Here is an 18,089-nt window from a genome sequence, read left to right as displayed (position 1 = left end):
GGTATCGGTCATGCGCCTTCGCCCCCGCCAGAAAACCTTTGTCGAGCGCAGTGTTGCTGCGCTCGCCTCCCGCAGCAACACGTTGGGCGTGGCACCCACCGGCGCGGGCAAAACCATCATGCTCTCGGCGGTCACCGGCGAGATGATCGGCGACGGTGCCAAGGCCTGTGTTCTGGCGCATCGTGACGAGTTGACCGCGCAGAACCGCGCCAAGTTCCAGCGTGTGGTGCCGGAGGCATCCACCTCGGTGATCGACGCCACCGAGAAATCCTGGGGTGGCGACGTCACCTTCGCCATGGTGCCCACACTGGCGCGGGCGTCAAACCTGGCCGCCATGCCGCGCCTTGATCTGCTGGTGATCGACGAGGCACATCACGCGGTGGCGGACAGCTACCGCCGGATCATCGACCGGGTGCGCGACGCCAATCCTGACGCCCGGGTTTTCGGGGTGACGGCGACACCGACCCGGGGCGATCGCAAAGGTCTGCGCGAGGTCTTCGACAATGTCGCCGACCAGGTGCGTCTGGGCGAGTTGATCGCGTCTGGCCACCTCGTGCCGCCGCGCACCTTTGTCATCGATGTGGGCGTGCAGGAGGAATTGAAGTCGGTCCGCAAGACCAGCGCGGATTTCGACATGTCCGAGGTGGCGGACATCATGGACCGCGCGCCGGTCACCGACGAAGTGATCCGCCACTGGCGTGAGAAGGCAGGGGACCGTCAGACGGTCGTCTTCTGTTCGACCGTTGCCCACGCGGAACATGTGACCGAGGCATTTCGCGCGGCGGGGATCGCGGCCGCGCTGATCCATGGTGATCTGGCTTCCGAGACCCGCAAGGCCATCCTGGCTGACTACGCGGCAGGCAAGACCCGCGTGGTCATTAACGTTTCGGTGCTCACTGAGGGTTGGGATCATCCGCCGACGTCCTGCGTCGTGCTGCTGCGCCCCAGCTCCTACAAATCCACCATGATCCAGATGGTTGGGCGGGGCCTGCGCACCGTCGATCCGGCGGAACACCCCGGCATCGTCAAGACCGATTGCGTGGTTCTGGATTTCGGGACGTCGAGCCTGATCCACGGCACGCTGGAGCAGGATGTCGATCTGGATGGCAAGATCGGCACCGGTGAAGCCCCGATGAAAACTTGCCCGGCCTGCGCGGCAGAGATCCCGCTCGCCGCCACCGAATGCCCGCTCTGCGGCGAGATGTTGCTCCAGGACGAAGGCGAGACCGGCGCGGACGCAGTGCCGCTCTCGGGCTTTGTCATGACCGAGATCGATCTGCTGAGACGGTCCAGTTTCGCATGGGTCGATCTCTTCGGGACGGACGATGCGCTGATGGCCACGGGCTTCACCGCCTGGGGCGGCATCTTCTGGATGGAGGGCGTTTGGTACGCCATCGGCGGGGCCAAGGGTGTGCGACCGCGCTTGCTGGGCGTCGGCGAACGCACCGTCTGCCTCGCGCAGGCCGACGACTGGCTCAACACCCACGAGAGCGATGAAAGCGCCTTCAAGACGCGAGGATGGCTGCGCCAGCCACCGACGGACAAGCAGCTAAAATACCTGCCTCCCGAATGCCGCCACGATTTTGGCCTGACGCGCTACCACGCCTCGGCGCTGATGACCTTCGGGTTCAACAAACGGGCGATCCGCGCGGCTATTGATGCGGCGGCCGGGACAGAACGGATGGCGGCGTGAACCATGTCGCGCAAATCCCATCCCCGCCGTTCGCCGGGAGAACGGTCCCCCAGACCGTTCTCGGGTCCGGCTCACCGGCTGCGGATTGCCCGGAGCGTCTTCGGCACTGGCATCCGCGTTTTGTTACATGCGCCGTTTGCCTGTGCCCGGCGCAAGGTTTCGGCTTCTTCAATCCCAACACACGCCGCCCACGCGAACACCGCTGGTTTTGCTCGATGCCCTGTCAGGCATGGTTCGCGGCCCGCCAGAAGAAAGGACTGACCATGCAGGGAATGACTGAAGAGGAGCACCTCGCTGTCACCGCCACCATGAAACACATCGCCCTGCTGATGGACGAGATCGGCTGGCAGACCGCCTTCGCCGAACTGACCGAGGCGCAGGTGCGCGCCCTGATCGAGGAAGCCGTCGAGGGGTTCCGCGAGGCCATGGCCGACATCGCGCGGGCCCAGACACCGGAGGTGCCGTTCTGATGCTGGATTTTAACCCACGCCCCTCCACCGCCGAGCGGATCAACGCGCTGGTCGATGCAGCTCTCATCGCCGAACGGGAAGCCACACCGCGTCGGACCTATCTCGGCGCCTCCCGGCTTGGACATGCCTGCGAACGCGCGCTGCAGTTCGAGTTTGCCGGTGCGCCCAAGGATGAGGGTGCGGATTTCGGCGGGCAGACGCTGCGGATCTTCGCCATCGGCCACCAGCTCGAGGATCTGGCGATCCGCTGGCTGCGCGCGGCCGGGATCGATCTGGTGACCCAAAAACGCGATGGCGGCCAGTTCGGCTTTTCCGTCGCGGGCGGTCGCATCCGGGGCCATGTCGACGGGATCATCGCTGATGCCCCGGCGGCACTTGGTCTGCGCGCCCCAGCGCTCTGGGAATGCAAGACGATGAACGCGAAGAACTGGCGCGCCTGCGTCAAGGACGGGGTCGCTGTCTCCAAGCCCGTCTATGCCGCCCAGATCGCGATCTATCAGGCCTATATGGAGCCCTCGGTGCCGGGGATTTCGGCCGCACCGGCGCTGTTCACGGCGATCAACAAGGACACGGCGGAGCTGCATCATGAGCTCGTGCCGTTCGATGCCGATCTGGCGCAGCGCATGTCCGACCGCGCCGTGCGCATCCTGCAGGCCACCGACGCAGGCGAGTTGCTGCCGCGCATCGCCACCAACCGGGATTTCTTCGAATGCCGGTTCTGTGCCCATACCGAGCGGTGTTGGGGGCTGGCGGCATGACTGACGAGCCCACTTACAAGCCGAATTCCGAGCAGGACCAAGCCATGCAAGATGATACGCCGCCCGATGGGCCCAAGGAAAACATCGTCCATTTCAACCCTTGGCGGGATTTTAATGACGCCGCGCCGCAAACCGATCCTTTCGGCGACGAGCCCGATCCCGAGCAGATCGCCCAGTTCATGCAGGTGGTCTTCGGCTACTGCGATGGCCTGATCCCGGTGCGCAGTTTCATCGACAAGGGGCAGGGCATTGATGGCCGCCCGCATAACATCTGGCTGGAGGCGGATCCGGCCGCCCCCGAGAAAATGGCGACCTTCGCCACATGGGCGTCGCGGGAGGGCGCAGCGGTCTATGTGATCCCCGGCACCGTGGCCGCGCCTGGGCAGGCCAAGGCCGCCGAAATCCTGCAGATGCAGACCATCGTGGTCGATCTCGACACAGGAGATATCGCCGCCAAGCGGGCCCATCTGGAGCGCCACCTCGGCGCGCCGACCATGGTGGTGGAAAGCGGTGGCGTGACGCCTGATGGCCAGCGGAAAGCCCACATCTGGTGGGCGCTGACCGAGCCCGCCGAGGGAGATGACATTCGAAGCGTCTGCAGACTGCGCGGTGACATAGCCGCAAAAATCGGTGGGGACATGCACTTCCGCTCAGCGCATCAACCGATCCGGGTGGCAGGCAGCGTTTATTACAAGAACAGCCTCAAGACCCAGGTTCGGATTGTCGAGCTGAATGCCGACCGGGAGCGTGATCTGGCCGAGTTCATCGAGGCGGTCACCGACATGCCACCCGCGCCCGGCGTGTCCATGCAGCCTGAGTTTTCCCACCCCGACAAGCCCGCGATGGACGAAGTTCTGGTCACGCCGGTACGCGAGGGCGCCCAGGACGATTGGTCCCGCTTCGAAGGTGCGTCGGCCGCGATCGGCCATTTCATCCGCATGGTCCACGAGGGCCGGATGACTAAGGATGAGGGCTGGGAGGGCATCTGCGGCTACAACGCCGCGATGCTGCGACCCCAGTGGCCGGTCGAACGGTTGAAGCGCGAGTCCGAGCGGCTCTGGGAACGCCATGTCGAGAAATACGGCCCGCCGCTGATCCGGCTGGAGTCCGGCGCACCGGGGCCACAGGAGATGCCAGCGTTCACGCTCGGCGCGTTGCTGGACGACCAGAGCCCGATGCCGCAGGACATCATTGCGCCGCGGGTGCTGACGCCAGGCGGGCTGCTGGTGCTGGGTGGCGCGCCCAAGGTGGGCAAGAGCGACCTGTTGATCTCCTGGCTCGTCCACATGGCTGCGGGTGTGCCGTTTCTGGGCTTCACTCCGCCGCGGCCGCTGCGGATTTTCTACCTACAGGCCGAGATCCAGTATCACTATCTGCGCGAACGCTTGAAGCAGATCGCCCTGCCGCCAGACGTGTTGGCCGCCGCACGCGACACCTTCGTCGCCACGCCGAAACTCAAGATGCTGCTCGACAATGAGGGCAGCGTTCAGGTTGCCCGCGCCGTGCAAACCGCGTTCCCGGAGGCGCCGGTGGACATCCTCTGCGTCGACCCGATCCGCAACCTGTTTGACGGCGGTCCCGATGGCGGCGGCGAGAATGACAACACCGCGATGATGTTTTTCCTGAAGGAAAGGGTCGAGGTCCTGCGCGACCATATCGACCCCGACTGTGGGGTGATCCTGATCCACCACACCAAGAAGCTCAGCAAGCAGCAGGTCAAGGATGATCCCTTCCTCGCGCTCTCCGGTGCCAGCGCACTGCGCGGGTTCTACACCTCCGGCCTGATCCTGCACCGCCCAGACGAGGAATGTTCGCAACGAAAACTGGAGATCGAGCTGCGCAATGGCCCCGCGTTGCCGCCAAAGCTGATCGACAAGGTCGGCGGCCAATGGGTCGAGATCAACCCGATGAACGAGCGTCTGGTGCGCCAGGACGTCGGCGCGAAGCACGATGCGGAGCGGGATCGCAAGGGCGAGGTGATCTGCGGCCTGCTTTATGAAGAGGCCCTTCAGGGTCGGATGTACACGATGACCCATTTCGCTGAGACCTTCGAGAACACCGGGGGTCTTGGCGGGCAATCGATCATTCGCGAACGGCTGAACGTGCTGACCACCAAAGGGTACGTGAAGTTCGTCCGCGGGGCCGCTGCGACAGCGCTGGATCTGGCGACCGAGCGGAGCAAATACGGCTACCTCTGCGTGGAAACCATGCGTCTTGCGACCAGCCGGGAGCATGTCGATCCGGGCACCGGAGAGGTCACGTTGGAGCTGATCGACGTCTTGCCCAGCCACTACAAATGCCCACAGACCGGTGCCGTCCTGCCCGTCGAAAACCCGTCCGTCTGGGTCTATCGCGAGGTGGAGGACGCATGATGAAACACGTCGTTTTGCCCTCCGAAATCTGGGTGCAGAATCCCGAAATCTGGCCAGATTTTGCAGAATCTGGAATCCTGGCGAAATCTGGAATCTGGCTTTTTCCATTTGGTTTCAGGGGTTTGAAAGGTCCTTTCCAGATTTCGGAAGGGTGTTTCCGAAATCTGCTCCACAATCTGGATTTGCTCAATAAAATCAGTGCTCTGCGCCAGATTCCAGATTTCAGAAAAGTCCCCCCTAAAGGGGTAGGTGTTCTCCCCGCTACAGGCGGGGAGAGCCACCACCTACCCCTGGGCAATTTCTCGGGTCGCAGTCTGACCCGTTTCACCCCTCGAGCAGCCAATCACAAAAGGAGAAAGCCCATGGCGGACCAGACCATGACCAACCCCAATCAGAACGCCGTCCGAAATGTGCTGCCCGCATTTTCCGGTCAGCGCACCTTGCTGGCGCTCGATCTCGGCACGACCACAGGCTGGGCGCTGCATGGTGCCGACGGGCTGATCACCAGCGGCACCGTCAGCTTCAAGCCCAGTCGCTATGACGGCGGCGGCATACGCTACCTGCGTTTCACCAACTGGCTGACCGAGATCGATCGGCTGTCCGGGCCGATCGGAGCCATCTATTTCGAAGAAGTGCGCCGCCATGTCGGGACCGATGCTGCCCACGTCTTTGGAGGGCTGCTGGCTGTTCTGACAAGCTGGGGTGAGCTGCGCGGCGTGCCCTATCAGGGCGTGCCTGTCGGCACCATCAAGCGTCACGCCACCGGCAAGGGCAACGCCAACAAGGACGCCATGATCGCCGCCGCCCGGGCGCGCGGGTTCAGCCCGGCTGATGACAACGAGGCCGACGCCATCGCGATCCTGCTCTGGGCCATGGAAACCCAAGGAGGTGTGCAATGAGAAGCATGCGGTTCATGCCCAAGGGCTACGGCGGGCACCGCCGCCAGCCCGACGAGGTCAAACGGGACGGCTGGAAAGAACAGGGGCTGCTGGCCGTCGCCATTGACGATGACCGGCTGACCTGGCCCGAGCGGGAACTGGTGCGCCAGCTTGGCGAGCGTCTCTACGGCAAACGGGAACGGGAGGCGCGCCATGGGTGAGTGGACAATCACACGGGTGGAGGACCGGCTGGAGAGTGCGGCCGACGTTTTCCGCAGCTTGCCCGGCGTCATGCCGCAGGGCTTCTTCAACGCCTGGCCCGAGTACTTCCACAGCTTCGCGGACAAGGTCGGTCAGGAACCGCAGATGCGGCGGCCCCGACCGGGTCCGCGGCAGATCACCGAAGCCGAGGAGGCACTGCTCTGGCTGCGCTGGCTGGAACGGGATGATGCCCGGATCGTCTGGCTGCGAGCCGAACGCACGCCGTGGAAGAAGATCACCTGGGAGGTTGGGCTGAGCCGCCCGGCGGCCAACCGCCATTGGCAATACGGCGTCGCGCTGATCACCTGGCGGCTCAATGGGCGCATGCCGCCTTCGAAGCGGTCACAGCGCTTCGTGGTCGAGAACGCGAACACCCTGTCAAGAAAAATCGTCCTGTGACAGAATTTTCAGTGAGACATCGCAAAGGGTTACAGTTTCCGGCTGAGAGGCTACAAATTGGATATACTCGGGAGAGGCGCGCGCGGGACGGCACAAACGGTTTCGAGATGGATTTCGAGGTGGACCCCAGAGTCCGAACCGGAATCCGGATCGGAGCCAAGGCGGTTCGAAAGACGAGAGGCAGGCAGTTGACGGGGTACGAGGGTGGCGACGGTTTTTCGGATGAAGCGATGACCGAACGGAACTGAGCGAAAACTCTAACCCATTGTTTTCCGGTTCCTTTCCGGCCGAAAACGTATGCTGGCGGGCGAAGCGCGGGACATCGCCAGCGACAGGGCCGGATTTTTGGGAAGCCACCCGGAAGCCGGAGCCACGTGCGCCCTGCGCAAACACCAATGAACGCTGGCCTTCCAACCGGACACCGCTGGTAGCCGCTGGACTCCGTGTGGGGTCCAGCCCGGCATCCGGAGTCCGGAGGCCACCGGCATCCACCCGCCCCAAGGAACCTTGCCCATCATGACGCTGAGCTTCGCCCCGGATGCGATCGAGACTTGGCCGCTGGCCAAGCTCCAGCCTTATGCGAACAACGCCAAGATGCACGGCGCGGATCAGGTCGCAAAAATCGCCTCCAGCATGGCCGAGTTCGGCTGGACCGTGCCTTGCCTGGTCGGTGACGACGGCGAGCTGATCGCGGGCCATGGGCGCGTCTTGGCGGCAACGCAGCTCGGGCTGACCGAAGCGCCGGTGATCGTTCTGGGTCATCTGACCGAGGCGCAGCGCCGGGCCTACCGCATCGCGGACAACAAGCTGACGGAACTCGGGACCTGGGATGAGGCACTGCTCTCGGCCGAGTTGAACGACCTGCTGGCAGAGGACTATGATCTGTCGCTCATCGGTTTCGACGACGCTGAGCTCGAGGCGCTGCTGGCTGGTGAGGTCGACCTTGAAACCGCCTCTCGCGAGGGCGAGGACGATGTTCCTGAGGCCCCTGAATCCCCGATCAGCCGTCCCGGCGATCTCTGGCTGCTGGGCAAGCATCGGCTGCTCTGCGGTGACGCGACCGTTGCCACCGATGTCGAGCGTCTGCTGGGTGATGTGCAGCCGCTCCTGATGGTGACCGATCCGCCCTATGGCGTCGAATACGATCCCGGCTGGCGCAACAGGGCAGGGGCCGCCGCAACCAGGCGCACCGGCAAGGTGCTGAATGACGACCGTGCTGACTGGCGCGAGGCCTGGGCGTTGTTCCCCGGCGACGTCGCTTATGTCTGGCACGGCGCGCTGCATGCGACCACGGTCGCCGACAGCCTGACCGCCTCCGGCTTCAATATCCGGTCGCAGATCATCTGGGCCAAGGATCGCTTGGTGCTGAGCCGCGGTGATTATCACTGGCAGCATGAGCCGTGCCTTTATGCCGTGAAGAAAACCGGCAAGGGCCACTGGGCCGGCGACCGCAAGCAGACAACGCTGTGGCAGATCTCGGGCAAGGATCAGGATGCTGAAACCGTGCACGGGACGCAGAAGCCGGTCGAATGCATGCGTCGGCCAATCCTGAACAATTCCAGCCTCGGACAGGCGGTCTACGAGCCGTTCATGGGATCCGGCACCACGCTGATCGCGGCCGAAACGACGGGGCGGGTCTGCTACGGGATCGAACTCAATCCGGCTTACGTCGATGTCGCCGTGGAGCGGTGGCAGCAGTTCACGGGCAAGGAGGCTGTTCTCTCCGGCTCGGGCGAGGCCTTCAACAAAATCAAGACCAAAGACGATTGAGGCATGCATGACCTGGCTCTACCTTCCTGCGGACTTGGCTCTGGAAACGGCGACGCATGCCTGTTCGGCCTGTCCCTCTGCTCCGGCGCAGGCGGGCTCGACCTCGGGCTCACCATTGCCATCCCCGGATATCGAACTGTGGGCCATGTCGAACGGGAAACCTTGTCTTATGACTTCCGTCGGCTCCTTTGAGATAAAGGAGCCGCTGCCTGGCACGGCATATATGCCGGGCAGCGGCGGGGGTCGGATCGAGGGAAACCAGGTGCTTCACCACCGAGGCGTAGTGTGATCGCCCCCGTCTTTTCATCTGTCCTGAACGGATACCCGGGTTCTGGGCCCGGATGACAAGCAGAGGAAGAGGAAAAGACAATGGATGATACCATCGGCGTCGACATCTCGAAACCCACTCTCGATGCCTTTTGCCTGCGCACGCGCGAGCATCGGCAATTCCCGAACGACCGGGCCGGGTGTGCTGCACTGGTCCGCTGGATCGGCACATCGGCCGTGCGCGTCGTGTTCGAACCGACCGGCCCCTATCACCGGCTCTTCGAGGCGTCTCTGGTCGCGGCAGGCATCGAGGCGGTCAAGGTCAATCCCCGGTCCTCGCGCCGTTTCGCCGAGGCAACCGGCGAACTGGCCAAGACCGATCGGATCGACGCGGCGATCCTGGCGCGGATGGGCGCGGTTCTCGATCTGGAAGGGCGGCCGGCGAAGACTGAAACCCTGCATGATCTCAGGGAGTTGGGCGTCGCTCGCCAAGCTCTGGTCAAGGATCGTATCGCCGCAACCAATCGCGAGCAGATCGCTGTGAACCCCGTGATCAAGCGCCAGTTGCGGGCCCGCCTGAAGCAGATCGGCATGCAGTTGAAAGAGATCGATACCGCGATCGCGACCTTGGTCGGCAGCGATCCCGGCCTGTCCCGGCGCCGGGATGTTCTGGCTTCCATTCCCGGCATTGGAGCAGTCACCGCAATGGCGATCCTGATCGAGATGCCAGAGCTCGGCACACTGGAAAATAAGCAGGCCGCCAGCCTTGCCGGTCTCGCGCCCATGACGCGCCAGTCCGGCACCTGGTCCGGGCGGGCGCGCATCCGAGGCGGCCGGCGCAGCCTGCGCACGGCGCTCTACATGCCCGCGCTCGTGGCGCTGCGCTTCAACCCGGACCTGAAGCAGAAGTATCAGGCCCTCAAGGACGCCGGGAAACCCTCGAAGGTCGCCATCACGGCCATCATGCGAAAGCTGCTGATCCTCGCGAACGCCCTGCTGCGCGACGACCGCAAATGGAACGCAAAAGCCGCTTGATCAAGACGGATACTTCGCCGCGGCCACTCTCGTGGCGCGGATGGAAGACTCGGCCCTGGATCAGGCTGTTGTCTGGGACGACGTTGGAACCTTCGACGGCCGACCATGGCGCGGCGCGGTGGACATCGTCACTGCGGGCTATCCGTGCCAGCCGTTCTCGGTTGCAGGCAAGCGCCTCGGCGCGGAGGATCCGCGACACCTCTGGCCGCATGTCGCCCGCATCATTGGTGAATGCGAGCCGCCCTTCGTCTTCCTCGAGAATGTCGCCCATCATCTCCGCCTCGGCTTCCCCGAAGTCGCCAGCGGACTGGTCGGCATGGGCTACCGCCTTGCGGCAGGCCTCTTTACGGCGGCGGAAGTCGGTGCGCCGCACAAGCGCGAGCGGTTGTTCATCCTCGCCGTCCGCGAAGGGGACGAGCTGGCCGACCCCGCGCGCCTGCTCTGGCACCCGGTCGAGTGGCGGCAACCGGACCGAGATGTTGCGTCTGTGGCCGACACCTCGGGCCAGCGCCAACGAGAACCGGCAAACGAAGCCGACGCCATCGCAGGAAGCGGGCAGGCACGGGATGAACCTGGCAACGAGCGCGGCGCTGTGGCCGACGCCGCAGACCGACAGCTTTCGGAGCCGTGGCGGCGCGCGGAAGCACGAGAAGGGTCTGGACGGCATGGCGCGGGACTGGCCGACGCCGATGGCCAACGACGGCTGCAAGCCGAGCGCGGGCAGCCGCAAGACAGCGGATCTGACAAACGCCAGCCGCATGTGGATGACGCCGACGGCGCGGGATCACAAGGACGGGGCGACGACATTGGCGAACACCCCGGTGAACGGCCTGCTTGGCCGCCAGGTCCTCGTGACGCCGATGGCTGGGAGCGATACCTCCGAGCCGCGCCGGACCTTGAATCCGCTGTTCGTCGAGGCGCTGATGGGCTGGCCCACCGGGTGGACCGGCTTCGCCTCTGTGGCAACGGCGTGGTCCCCTTGGTTGCGGCGCATGCGCTGCGAATTCTTGCGGCTGAATTGCTGGCCGAGGGATGAGGTGGCGGGATGAAGCAGTCACGCCTCATGTCGCTGGTGGAGTCCGTCGTCAACGTGATCGTCGGCTACGGCGTCGCGGTCGTCACGCAGATTTTGATCTTCCCGATTTTCGGGCTGCATACGACGCTGGCGCAGAACCTCAAAATGGGCGCCATTTTCTCATTCGTGAGCATTGCCCGCTCATTTGTCCTTCGGCGGCTGTTTGAACGGATCAGGGTTGCCAATCACTGCGACGGCCATGCCGGATATGAAGAACCTGCACCGCCCCGTCGATGACGGCATAGTAGACCCGCCAGCGGGTTCCGCGACCATAGAGCGCGCGCCGGATCGGCAGATCGAAGGCCTTCGATTCCTGCGCAATCGGATGCGCCTCGGGCATGGCGCCAAGGTCGAGGATCATATTGCGGATGCCCGCAAGCCATTCGTCCGCAGCCCTCGGGTTGCGGTCGCGCAGCCAGATCCATGAAGCTGTCAGATCATCCGCCGCATTCGGCGTGATGATCACCGGCAGTGAAGCCGTCATTTCGTCTGAGCGAGTTCGTCAAAGAATCGGCCAGCCTCTGTGCCTTCACCGGCCCGGGCCTGCGATAGTCCCTTGCGGATGCCCGCGACGGTCTCGGCATGGTCAAGCTGGTCCTGCATGTCCTGCCATGCGCTGGCGTCCATGACGACGACCGAAGGCTTGCCATTGACGGTCAGGATCTGCGGCCGTCCGCTTTCCTTGATGCGCGCGATCATGCGCGCCGAATTCCGTTTGAACTCGGTCAGCGGGCTGATGTCTTTGATGATGTCCATGGCTGGGCTCCCGGCGCGCATCTAATTCGGTGCGAATATAGCGCCATTTTAAATGCGGGTCGAGATGTTCCGCGATCAATCGCGGATAGCGTATACGCGGCCTCTTCCGTCAACCACCTCGGAGGTGATGGTCAGGCCGAGCTTCTTCTTCAGCGCACCGGACATGGCACCCCTAGCAGTGTGCTGTTGCCATTCGAGCGCTGCGACAATCTCGTCGATGGTCGCGCCGTCCGGCGCGCGCAGCATGGCGATCAACGTGGCTTGTTTGGTGCCCTCGCGCGGCGTCCGCGCCTTGGGTGCGGCCTTGGTCTCGGTGGACGTGTCCGGCGCGGGCTCCTCGGTCAGCGCGCGCGAAGGCGCGGCGTTGGCTTCCTCAGGTTCGATGCCGATGGCGGCGAGGCCTGCGTTGGTGGCGACCAGCGTGACACCATGGCCGTCGCCGGTCTCGCGCCAGACCGGTTCGCCGTTGCGCATGTCGGCATCGGCCTCTTCTAGGAAGCCCTTGGCAAGCAGTGCGTTTACCACCTTAGCGGCGGCCCCGCCGCGCAGGCTGTCGGGCAGCGGCAGGGAAATGCGGTCCTCGTTCTGGGCCGCGCGGGACAGGATGATCGTCTGGGTGTCGGATAGCTTGGTCATGGGGTCGTTTCCGTGTTCGGACCGCGACCGTCGCGGTCTTCTACGACCCCAAACCGCGCAGGGCGCGCGGTCGGAGTTCGGGCGGGGGCCCGAGGTCAGATCAGCCCGAGGTCTTTCAGGCAGGCGGCCGCATCAATCAGTTGATCGGTCGGAACCTCGATGGTGATCGTCATGCTGTCGGCATAGGCGCGAACATAAACGCCGCCGTCGTCCATCAGGGCGCCTTCGATCTCGTCGAGGACCGTGGTGATGCGGCTTCTGTCCAAGTGGTCGGGCAGTTTGCGGATCGGCAATCGGATGGTGCTGGTTTCCATGGCGTTGGCTCCTGTCACTCGGCGTGCTCGCCTTCGCTGAAGGCACTGTCGGTGATGCGCTTCAGCAGGCTGGCGTAATGCTCAAGGGTGCCAACATGGCCCCAGTTCACTTCGTCGGGGTGGGCGTTGAAGTGGTCGTCGCTCAGGCTTGCCAAGCGGGCGAGCATCTCGTCGATCTCGGCTTTCTTGCCCATGAAGGCGCTAAGCGCTGCTTCCTTGTTCCGCGCGGCCTTCTCGGCGCGCAACTGGTGGCGGGGCGTTGTCTGGGGATTCAGGCGGGTCATCGTGGCGGCTCCTTGGTTTTGCGCTACCGCTGCGCTGCTTGAGCGCGGCGGTGAGTTGCATCGGTCTCAACGGACAGGTTCGCTCTGACGCGGAGGCTTATCAACTACATAAGCAAATGATTTTGAATGATAATCGGAGCGTGCAATGGAGGGTCTGAGCGAGCGCCAATACGCCGCCCGCGTCGGCCTCTCGCGCGGGGCGATCCAGAAGGCCAAGGCGACGGGGCGGCTGGTTCTGCACGGCGATGGCAGCATCGACGCGGTCGCCAGCGATGCCCTGCGGGCTGAAGCGACCGATCCGTCCAAAACCCGCAAGGCACCGCAGCCGAAACTCAAAGCCGTTCCCGAGGCGGCGGTCTCCGCCGTGGGCGAAACCCTGCGCGAACAGGGAATGGCGGCTCCGCCAGTCGGCAGCGGCACCACCTTCCTGCAGGCCAAGACCGCCAACGAAGTGCTGAAGGCGCAGGAACGCCGCCTCCGGCTGCAAAAGCTGAAGGGCGAGCTGATCGACCGGGCCCGCGCGCTGTCGCTGGTGTTCCGGCTGGCGCGGCAGGAGCGCGACGTCTGGGTCAACTGGCCCGCCCGTGCGGCTGCGCTGATGGCGGCTGACCTCGGTGTTGAGCCCGCCGCGATGCAGAAGGTTCTGGAGAAACATGTCCGTGCCCAACTCGACGATCTTGCCGAGGTCAAACCCGATCTCCGGTGACGATGCCTTTGAGTTCGACGGCGCGGCAGAGATCCTGCGCGCCTGGAGCGCGGGGCTCACGCCAGACCCGGACCTGACGGTGTCAGAATGGGCGGATCGGCACAGGATGCTCTCGGGCCGCGCTTCGGCCGAACCGGGGCGGTATCGCACGGCGCGCACGCCCTATATGGGCGAGATCATGGACCGGTTGTCGCCGGGCGATCCGACCCAGCGGATCGTGTTCATGAAGGCGGCGCAGGTCGGGGCGACCGAGGCCGGCAACAACTGGATCGGGTTCGCGATCCACCAGGCTCCGGGGCCGATGCTGGCGGTCCAGCCGACGGTGGACCTGGCCAAGCGAAACTCGCGCCAGCGGATCGACCCGCTGATCGACGAGAGCCCGGAACTGCGCGAGCGGGTGAAACCCGCCCGATCCCGCGACGCGGGCAACACCATGCTGTCGAAGGAATTCGCGGGCGGCATCCTGATCATGACGGGGGCAAACTCGGCGGTCGGTTTGCGCTCGACGCCAGCGCGCTACATTTTCCTCGACGAGGTCGATGCCTATCCGGCCTCGGCCGATGAGGAAGGCGATCCGGTGACGCTGGCCGAAGCCCGGTCATTGACCTTCGCGCACCGGCGCAAGGTATTCCTGGTCTCGACGCCCACGATCCGGGGGCTGAGCCGGATCGAGCGCGAGTTTGAGGCGAGCGATCAGCGGCGGTTCTTCGTGCCCTGTCCGCATTGTGGCCAGCAACAATGGCTGAAGTTCGAACGGCTGCGCTGGCAGAAAGGCCACCCCGAGACGGCGGAATATCATTGTGAGGGCTGTGAGACACCCATCGCCGAACACCACAAGACGGCAATGCTGGAAGCGGGCGAATGGCGCGCGACAGCCACGGCGGCCGATCCCAATACCGTCGGCTATCACCTTTCGGCGCTTTACTCGCCGATTGGCTGGCTCAGTTGGGAGCGGATCGTGCGGGCCTGGGACGCGGCGCAAGGCTCGGACGAGGCGATCAAGGCGTTCCGCAACACGATCCTCGGCGAGACATGGGTTGAAAGCGGCGAGGCGCCGGACTGGCAGCGCTTGGCGGATCAGCGCGAGACCTGGACTGCTGGCACCGTTCCAGCGGGCGGGTTGTTTCTGACCGCCGGGGCCGATGTGCAGAAGGACCGGATCGAGGTCGATGTCTGGGCCTGGGGCAGGGGCCTGGAGAGCTGGCTCATCGATCATCTGGTCCTGGAGGGCGGGCCTGGCGATCCGGCGTGCTGGCAGCAGTTGACCAATCTGCTTGGCCAGACATGGGAGCATGCGTCCGGTCAGCCGATGACTTTGGCGCGGCTGGCGATCGATACCGGCTATGAGACCAGCGCCGTCTATGCCTGGTCGCGACAGGTCGGTTTCGCGCAGGTGGCGCCGGTGAAGGGCGTCGAAGGATTCAACCGCTCGAGCCCGGTGACCGGCCCGACCTATGTGGACGCGACCATTGCGGGCAGGAGGCTGCGCCGTGGCGCGCGGCTCTGGACGGTGGCCACCTCGACCTTCAAGACCGAGACCTATCGGTTCCTGCGCCAGGATCGTCCGACGCGGGAGGGTGAGGCGGAACCGTCGCGCCAGTGGCGCGGCGTAAGTTCGCCGAACGAGGCGGGCATGATCTGCCCGCCGGGAACCATCCATCTGCCCAACTGGGCGGACGGCGAGTGGTTGAAGCAATTCACGGCCGAACAACTGATCACGGTGCGTACCCGGCGTGGCTTCGCTCGGCTCGAATGGCAGAAACTGCGCGAACGCAACGAGGCGCTGGATTGCCGGGTCTATGCCCGCGCCGCCGCGTGGATCCTCGGAGCCGATCGCTGGTCGGATGCGCGGTGGGCCGACCTTGAAGCCCAACTCGGAGTCACGGCTCAGGACGTGGCTGATGGTGGCGCGGGAAACACCACGCCGATTGCGCAGCGAACGGCGCCACGACGGCGGACTGTGCGCTCAAATTACATGGGGTGAGTTGACCGATTTTAGTTGTCCCGCATACCGCGGCTGCGTTGGAAGGCATCGTAAGAAACCTTGCGCCGCAGAGCTAACTCGCGAACGCGCGATTTTATTTCTGCAGCGCCGAAATCGGTAGGGTGGAATGGGCCACCATACCAGCGGACCATGTCCTTGTACTGTGGGTGGCTGCGTTTGCTGATCGCCTCGACGAAATCCATGAATCCTGATGGCCCGCCGACGTCTTCGGGCGGTGCGCGTCGCTCACCGCCAACAAAGACTGGGTAGTCGACATCGGGTTCGGCGTCGACGACGCTTGCGATAAGGACGCGATGCCTCCAGTCGTCCCCGAAGTCGTAGGTATACAGGAATTCGTCGACGCCGCGATCAATCAGCATCCCGAGCCGCAGGGATTTCGCCTGATAGACCTTGCGGCCCCAGACCGCGTCTTCAGGGTCAGGTTCGCCGTAAGATCTGTCGCCAACAGTGAACTCGTAAAGATGATAGTCTTCCCAAGGCATAACCGTCTGGATCAGCTCATGCAGCGATCGCAGGTTGGTGCTGATCGGCACATCGATGATCCGGAAGATACATGGCTCAATAGCCTCAAGCTCAATTCTGAGGCGGACAATTTTCTGGGTCATGGCTTTCGAAGCGGTTTCATTTCCGCTTGAGCATAGAAGGCGACTGGAATGGCGACAATCACAGAACTTCGCGCCCGCCGCGAGACTCTCACTGCACAGCGGTCCTCTGGCGTGGCGCGGGTCAGCTATGACGGAAAGACGGTGGACTATCGCAGTGTGGCGGAGATCGACCGGGCCATCGAGGCGCTCGACCGCGAGATTGCGGCCGCAGAGGGACGACGGATCGTGCGGCAGGTGCGTGTCACGACGACGAAGGGCCTCTGATCCATGGGGCTGTTTGATCGCTTTCGCCGCCGGGGCCCCGGCGGTCCTGCTGCTGTGTCCGCGCGTCTGGAAGGCGCCATGGCGAAACGGCGGCTTCGGGGCTGGAACCCGCCGCTCGAGAATATCAACGCGATGGTCGCCTCCGGCGGCCCGCGTCTCTTGGCACGGTCGCGAGAGTTGGTGGTCACCAACGGGTATGCGGCCAATGCCTGCGAGGCCTTTGCCTCAAACCTGGTGGGTGATGGGATCAAGCCCTCGTCGCTGATCGAGGATGCTGACTTGCGCGATCAGGTGCAGCGGCTCTGGCTGGCCTGGACCGATGAGGCTGATGCCGATGGGCTGACGGATTTCTACGGCCTGCAGGCGATGGTCGCGCGGGAGATGTTCGTGGCGGGCGAGTGTTTCGTGCGGCTGCGGCCGCGCCGGGCCGAGGATGGGATGCTGGTGCCGCTGCAATTGCAGCTTCTGCAATCCGAGATGCTGCCCTTCGACAAGACCGAGACGGCGGCCAACGGCAATCGCATCCGCTGCGGCATTGAATTTGACGGCATCGGCCGCCGTGTTGCCTATCACTTTCGCCGCCGCCATCCGGGTGACAGCACAGATCAGGGGGCTGTGATTCCGGAAACGGTCCGGGTGTCCGCCGACGACGTGCTGCACATCTACCGGCCGATCGATGCGGGTCAGATCCGGGGCTTGCCGCATGTTGCACCGGCCATGGTGCGGCTGTTTCTGCTGGATCAATACGACGACGCCGAACTGGACCGGAAGAAGATCGCGGCGATGTTCGCGGGGTTCATCACCAAGACCGCGCCGGAAGACCCGATGATGGGCGAGTCCGAGGCTGATCTTGACGGGGCGGCCATCGCCAGCCTCGAGCCCGGCACGATGCAGGTGCTGCTGCCGGGCGAAGACGTGAAGTTCTCGAGCCCTGCCGATGTGGGGGGTGGCTACGAGGCATTCCAGTACCGGACGCTGCTCGCGGTATCGGCTTCGCTGGGGCTGCCCTATCACCTGGTGACCGGGGATGTGCGGCAGGCGAACTATTCGAGCTTGCGGGCAGAGCTGGTCGAGTTCCGCCGCCGCATTGGCCAGCTGCAGCACGGCGTTATTGTCCACCAGTTGTGTCGCCCGATCTGGCGGCGCTGGCTGGAGACGGCCGCCTTGGCAGGTGGGTTGCACATCGAGGATCCCGTTGCCGCACGGGTGGTGCAGTGGATCCCGCCACGTTGGGATTGGGTCGACCCGCTGAAGGACATTCAGGCACAGGTGCTGGCGATGGAAGCGGGCATCACCTCGCGGCGCAAGGTGGTCGAGGCCACCGGCTATGACGTCGAGGAAGTCGATCGCGAGAATGCGGCGGATGCGAGGCGCGTCGCCGATCTCGGGCTGAGCTACCGCACCAGCCCCGGCGAGACCCAAGGTGCGCGAGCAACGCCAGCGACACGGCCGAACCCCGGTGAGGGCACTGGGGACGATGCGGGCGAAGACACAGGCGGTGGAGCCGCAACACCCGATCCGGCCACCGAACAGGAGTGACA

The 18,089-nt window shown here is 64.4% G+C and carries 21 protein-coding genes; 15 read left to right on the top strand and 6 right to left on the bottom strand.

The window, feature by feature from the left end; genetic code table 11:
- Window positions 1–10 precede the first annotated feature (10 nt).
- The 11 genes from E2L08_RS00505 to E2L08_RS00450 all read left to right on the top strand — a co-directional run bounded on the left by E2L08_RS00505 (window position 11) and on the right by E2L08_RS00450 (window position 11,215).
- Window positions 11–1,693, top strand: a complete 1,683-nt coding sequence (locus E2L08_RS00505) for a DEAD/DEAH box helicase (RefSeq protein WP_133395101.1) — start codon at window positions 11–13, stop codon at window positions 1,691–1,693.
- A gap of 263 nt (window positions 1,694–1,956) precedes the next feature.
- Entirely contained in the window at window positions 1,957–2,163 is a 207-nt protein-coding gene (locus E2L08_RS00500) for a DUF6511 domain-containing protein (protein ID WP_133395100.1), read from the top strand.
- Window positions 2,163–2,921: a hypothetical protein gene (locus E2L08_RS00495; protein ID WP_133395099.1), complete on the top strand. Its 759-nt coding sequence runs from the start codon at window positions 2,163–2,165 to the stop codon at window positions 2,919–2,921. The genes E2L08_RS00500 and E2L08_RS00495 overlap by 1 nt, the downstream gene beginning before the upstream one ends.
- A complete protein-coding gene (locus tag E2L08_RS00490; protein WP_133395098.1) occupies window positions 2,918–5,293 on the top strand; it encodes an AAA family ATPase in 2,376 nt (791 codons plus the stop codon). The genes E2L08_RS00495 and E2L08_RS00490 overlap by 4 nt, the downstream gene beginning before the upstream one ends.
- A complete protein-coding gene (locus tag E2L08_RS17465; RefSeq protein WP_338069513.1) occupies window positions 5,290–6,192 on the top strand; it encodes a crossover junction endodeoxyribonuclease RuvC in 903 nt (300 codons plus the stop codon). The genes E2L08_RS00490 and E2L08_RS17465 overlap by 4 nt, the downstream gene beginning before the upstream one ends.
- A complete protein-coding gene (locus E2L08_RS00480; RefSeq protein ID WP_133395097.1) occupies window positions 6,189–6,392 on the top strand; it encodes a hypothetical protein in 204 nt (67 codons plus the stop codon). The genes E2L08_RS17465 and E2L08_RS00480 overlap by 4 nt, the downstream gene beginning before the upstream one ends.
- Complete coding sequence (locus E2L08_RS00475; RefSeq protein WP_133395096.1) at window positions 6,385–6,831, top strand: DUF6362 family protein; 447 nt, start codon at window positions 6,385–6,387, stop codon at window positions 6,829–6,831. The genes E2L08_RS00480 and E2L08_RS00475 overlap by 8 nt, the downstream gene beginning before the upstream one ends.
- 516 nt (window positions 6,832–7,347) lie before the next feature.
- Complete coding sequence (locus E2L08_RS00470; protein ID WP_133395095.1) at window positions 7,348–8,601, top strand: site-specific DNA-methyltransferase; 1,254 nt, start codon at window positions 7,348–7,350, stop codon at window positions 8,599–8,601.
- Between the two features lie 369 nt (window positions 8,602–8,970).
- Window positions 8,971–9,903 carry an IS110 family RNA-guided transposase gene (locus tag E2L08_RS00460; RefSeq protein WP_133395094.1) on the top strand — a complete coding sequence of 311 codons (933 nt, stop codon included), beginning with the start codon at window positions 8,971–8,973 and terminating at the stop codon, window positions 9,901–9,903.
- A gap of 40 nt (window positions 9,904–9,943) precedes the next feature.
- On the top strand, window positions 9,944–10,939 hold the full coding sequence (locus tag E2L08_RS00455; protein ID WP_240757826.1) for a DNA cytosine methyltransferase: 996 nt from the start codon (window positions 9,944–9,946) through the stop codon (window positions 10,937–10,939).
- A gap of 9 nt (window positions 10,940–10,948) precedes the next feature.
- Window positions 10,949–11,215, top strand: a complete 267-nt coding sequence (locus tag E2L08_RS00450; protein ID WP_133395092.1) for a DUF7220 family protein — start codon at window positions 10,949–10,951, stop codon at window positions 11,213–11,215.
- Here the strand turns inward: E2L08_RS00450 and E2L08_RS00445 are convergent.
- The 5 genes from E2L08_RS00445 to E2L08_RS00425 form a co-directional block, all read right to left on the bottom strand.
- Entirely contained in the window at window positions 11,151–11,462 is a 312-nt protein-coding gene (locus E2L08_RS00445; RefSeq protein ID WP_206076944.1) for a type II toxin-antitoxin system RelE/ParE family toxin, read from the bottom strand. The two genes, E2L08_RS00450 and E2L08_RS00445, sit on opposite strands and share 65 nt — an antisense overlap.
- Window positions 11,459–11,734 carry a type II toxin-antitoxin system Phd/YefM family antitoxin gene (locus E2L08_RS00440; RefSeq protein ID WP_133395091.1) on the bottom strand — a complete coding sequence of 92 codons (276 nt, stop codon included), beginning with the start codon at window positions 11,732–11,734 and terminating at the stop codon, window positions 11,459–11,461. The genes E2L08_RS00445 and E2L08_RS00440 overlap by 4 nt, the downstream gene beginning before the upstream one ends.
- Window positions 11,735–11,809: 75 nt before the next feature.
- Window positions 11,810–12,370, bottom strand: a complete 561-nt coding sequence (locus E2L08_RS00435; RefSeq protein ID WP_133395090.1) for a DUF3489 domain-containing protein — start codon at window positions 12,368–12,370, stop codon at window positions 11,810–11,812.
- Window positions 12,371–12,465: 95 nt separating this feature from the next.
- Window positions 12,466–12,684 (bottom strand): hypothetical protein, encoded by a 219-nt coding sequence (locus tag E2L08_RS00430; protein ID WP_133395089.1) that lies wholly within the window; start codon window positions 12,682–12,684, stop codon window positions 12,466–12,468.
- 14 nt (window positions 12,685–12,698) lie between these two features.
- The gene (locus tag E2L08_RS00425) at window positions 12,699–12,968 is read right to left on the bottom strand and encodes a hypothetical protein (RefSeq protein ID WP_133395088.1); all 270 of its coding nucleotides are present in this window, start codon (window positions 12,966–12,968) and stop codon (window positions 12,699–12,701) included.
- Window positions 12,969–13,113: 145 nt separating this feature from the next.
- Between E2L08_RS00425 and E2L08_RS00420 the strand changes: the two genes are divergently transcribed.
- On the top strand, window positions 13,114–13,674 hold the full coding sequence (locus E2L08_RS00420) for a hypothetical protein (RefSeq protein ID WP_133395087.1): 561 nt from the start codon (window positions 13,114–13,116) through the stop codon (window positions 13,672–13,674).
- Window positions 13,622–15,658 carry a phage terminase large subunit family protein gene (locus E2L08_RS00415; RefSeq protein ID WP_133395086.1) on the top strand — a complete coding sequence of 679 codons (2,037 nt, stop codon included), beginning with the start codon at window positions 13,622–13,624 and terminating at the stop codon, window positions 15,656–15,658. Before E2L08_RS00420 ends, E2L08_RS00415 begins: the two co-directional genes overlap by 53 nt.
- Before the next feature lie 11 nt (window positions 15,659–15,669).
- On the opposite strand, the gene E2L08_RS00410 is transcribed toward E2L08_RS00415, so the two are convergent.
- Window positions 15,670–16,284, bottom strand: a complete 615-nt coding sequence (locus E2L08_RS00410; protein WP_133395085.1) for a plasmid pRiA4b ORF-3 family protein — start codon at window positions 16,282–16,284, stop codon at window positions 15,670–15,672.
- Between the two features lie 48 nt (window positions 16,285–16,332).
- On the opposite strand from E2L08_RS00410, the gene E2L08_RS00405 reads away from it, so the two are divergent.
- Together E2L08_RS00405 and E2L08_RS00400 are read left to right on the top strand one after the other, a co-directional pair.
- Window positions 16,333–16,548 carry a phage head-tail joining protein gene (locus E2L08_RS00405; RefSeq protein ID WP_133395084.1) on the top strand — a complete coding sequence of 72 codons (216 nt, stop codon included), beginning with the start codon at window positions 16,333–16,335 and terminating at the stop codon, window positions 16,546–16,548.
- A 3-nt stretch (window positions 16,549–16,551) separates the two neighbouring features.
- Entirely contained in the window at window positions 16,552–18,087 is a 1,536-nt protein-coding gene (locus E2L08_RS00400; protein ID WP_240757813.1) for a phage portal protein, read from the top strand.
- The last annotated feature ends 2 nt before the right edge of the window (window positions 18,088–18,089 follow it).

The sequence above is a fragment of the Palleronia sediminis genome (genome assembly GCF_004358695.1).
In the GTDB taxonomy this organism is placed as follows: domain Bacteria; phylum Pseudomonadota; class Alphaproteobacteria; order Rhodobacterales; family Rhodobacteraceae; genus Palleronia; species Palleronia sediminis.
This window is presented reverse-complemented; position numbering and strand designations above follow the sequence as displayed.

Excerpts from the sequence above, each read along its gene's own strand:
- E2L08_RS00505 (WP_133395101.1), top strand. The coding sequence starts at position 11 with ATGCGCCTTCGCCCCCGCCAGAAAACCTTTGTCGAGCGCAGTGTTGCT.
- E2L08_RS00500 (WP_133395100.1), top strand. The coding sequence starts at position 1,957 with ATGCAGGGAATGACTGAAGAGGAGCACCTCGCTGTCACCGCCACCATG.
- E2L08_RS00495 (WP_133395099.1), top strand. The coding sequence starts at position 2,163 with ATGCTGGATTTTAACCCACGCCCCTCCACCGCCGAGCGGATCAACGCG.
- E2L08_RS00490 (WP_133395098.1), top strand. The coding sequence starts at position 2,918 with ATGACTGACGAGCCCACTTACAAGCCGAATTCCGAGCAGGACCAAGCC.
- E2L08_RS17465 (WP_338069513.1), top strand. The coding sequence starts at position 5,290 with ATGATGAAACACGTCGTTTTGCCCTCCGAAATCTGGGTGCAGAATCCC.
- E2L08_RS00480 (WP_133395097.1), top strand. The coding sequence starts at position 6,189 with ATGAGAAGCATGCGGTTCATGCCCAAGGGCTACGGCGGGCACCGCCGC.
- E2L08_RS00475 (WP_133395096.1), top strand. The coding sequence starts at position 6,385 with ATGGGTGAGTGGACAATCACACGGGTGGAGGACCGGCTGGAGAGTGCG.
- E2L08_RS00470 (WP_133395095.1), top strand. The coding sequence starts at position 7,348 with ATGACGCTGAGCTTCGCCCCGGATGCGATCGAGACTTGGCCGCTGGCC.
- E2L08_RS00460 (WP_133395094.1), top strand. The coding sequence starts at position 8,971 with ATGGATGATACCATCGGCGTCGACATCTCGAAACCCACTCTCGATGCC.
- E2L08_RS00455 (WP_240757826.1), top strand. The coding sequence starts at position 9,944 with ATGGAAGACTCGGCCCTGGATCAGGCTGTTGTCTGGGACGACGTTGGA.
- E2L08_RS00450 (WP_133395092.1), top strand. The coding sequence starts at position 10,949 with ATGAAGCAGTCACGCCTCATGTCGCTGGTGGAGTCCGTCGTCAACGTG.
- E2L08_RS00445 (WP_206076944.1), bottom strand. The coding sequence starts at position 11,462 with ATGACGGCTTCACTGCCGGTGATCATCACGCCGAATGCGGCGGATGAT.
- E2L08_RS00440 (WP_133395091.1), bottom strand. The coding sequence starts at position 11,734 with ATGGACATCATCAAAGACATCAGCCCGCTGACCGAGTTCAAACGGAAT.
- E2L08_RS00435 (WP_133395090.1), bottom strand. The coding sequence starts at position 12,370 with ATGACCAAGCTATCCGACACCCAGACGATCATCCTGTCCCGCGCGGCC.
- E2L08_RS00430 (WP_133395089.1), bottom strand. The coding sequence starts at position 12,684 with ATGGAAACCAGCACCATCCGATTGCCGATCCGCAAACTGCCCGACCAC.
- E2L08_RS00425 (WP_133395088.1), bottom strand. The coding sequence starts at position 12,968 with ATGACCCGCCTGAATCCCCAGACAACGCCCCGCCACCAGTTGCGCGCC.
- E2L08_RS00420 (WP_133395087.1), top strand. The coding sequence starts at position 13,114 with ATGGAGGGTCTGAGCGAGCGCCAATACGCCGCCCGCGTCGGCCTCTCG.
- E2L08_RS00415 (WP_133395086.1), top strand. The coding sequence starts at position 13,622 with ATGTCCGTGCCCAACTCGACGATCTTGCCGAGGTCAAACCCGATCTCC.
- E2L08_RS00410 (WP_133395085.1), bottom strand. The coding sequence starts at position 16,284 with ATGACCCAGAAAATTGTCCGCCTCAGAATTGAGCTTGAGGCTATTGAG.
- E2L08_RS00405 (WP_133395084.1), top strand. The coding sequence starts at position 16,333 with ATGGCGACAATCACAGAACTTCGCGCCCGCCGCGAGACTCTCACTGCA.
- E2L08_RS00400 (WP_240757813.1), top strand. The coding sequence starts at position 16,552 with ATGGGGCTGTTTGATCGCTTTCGCCGCCGGGGCCCCGGCGGTCCTGCT.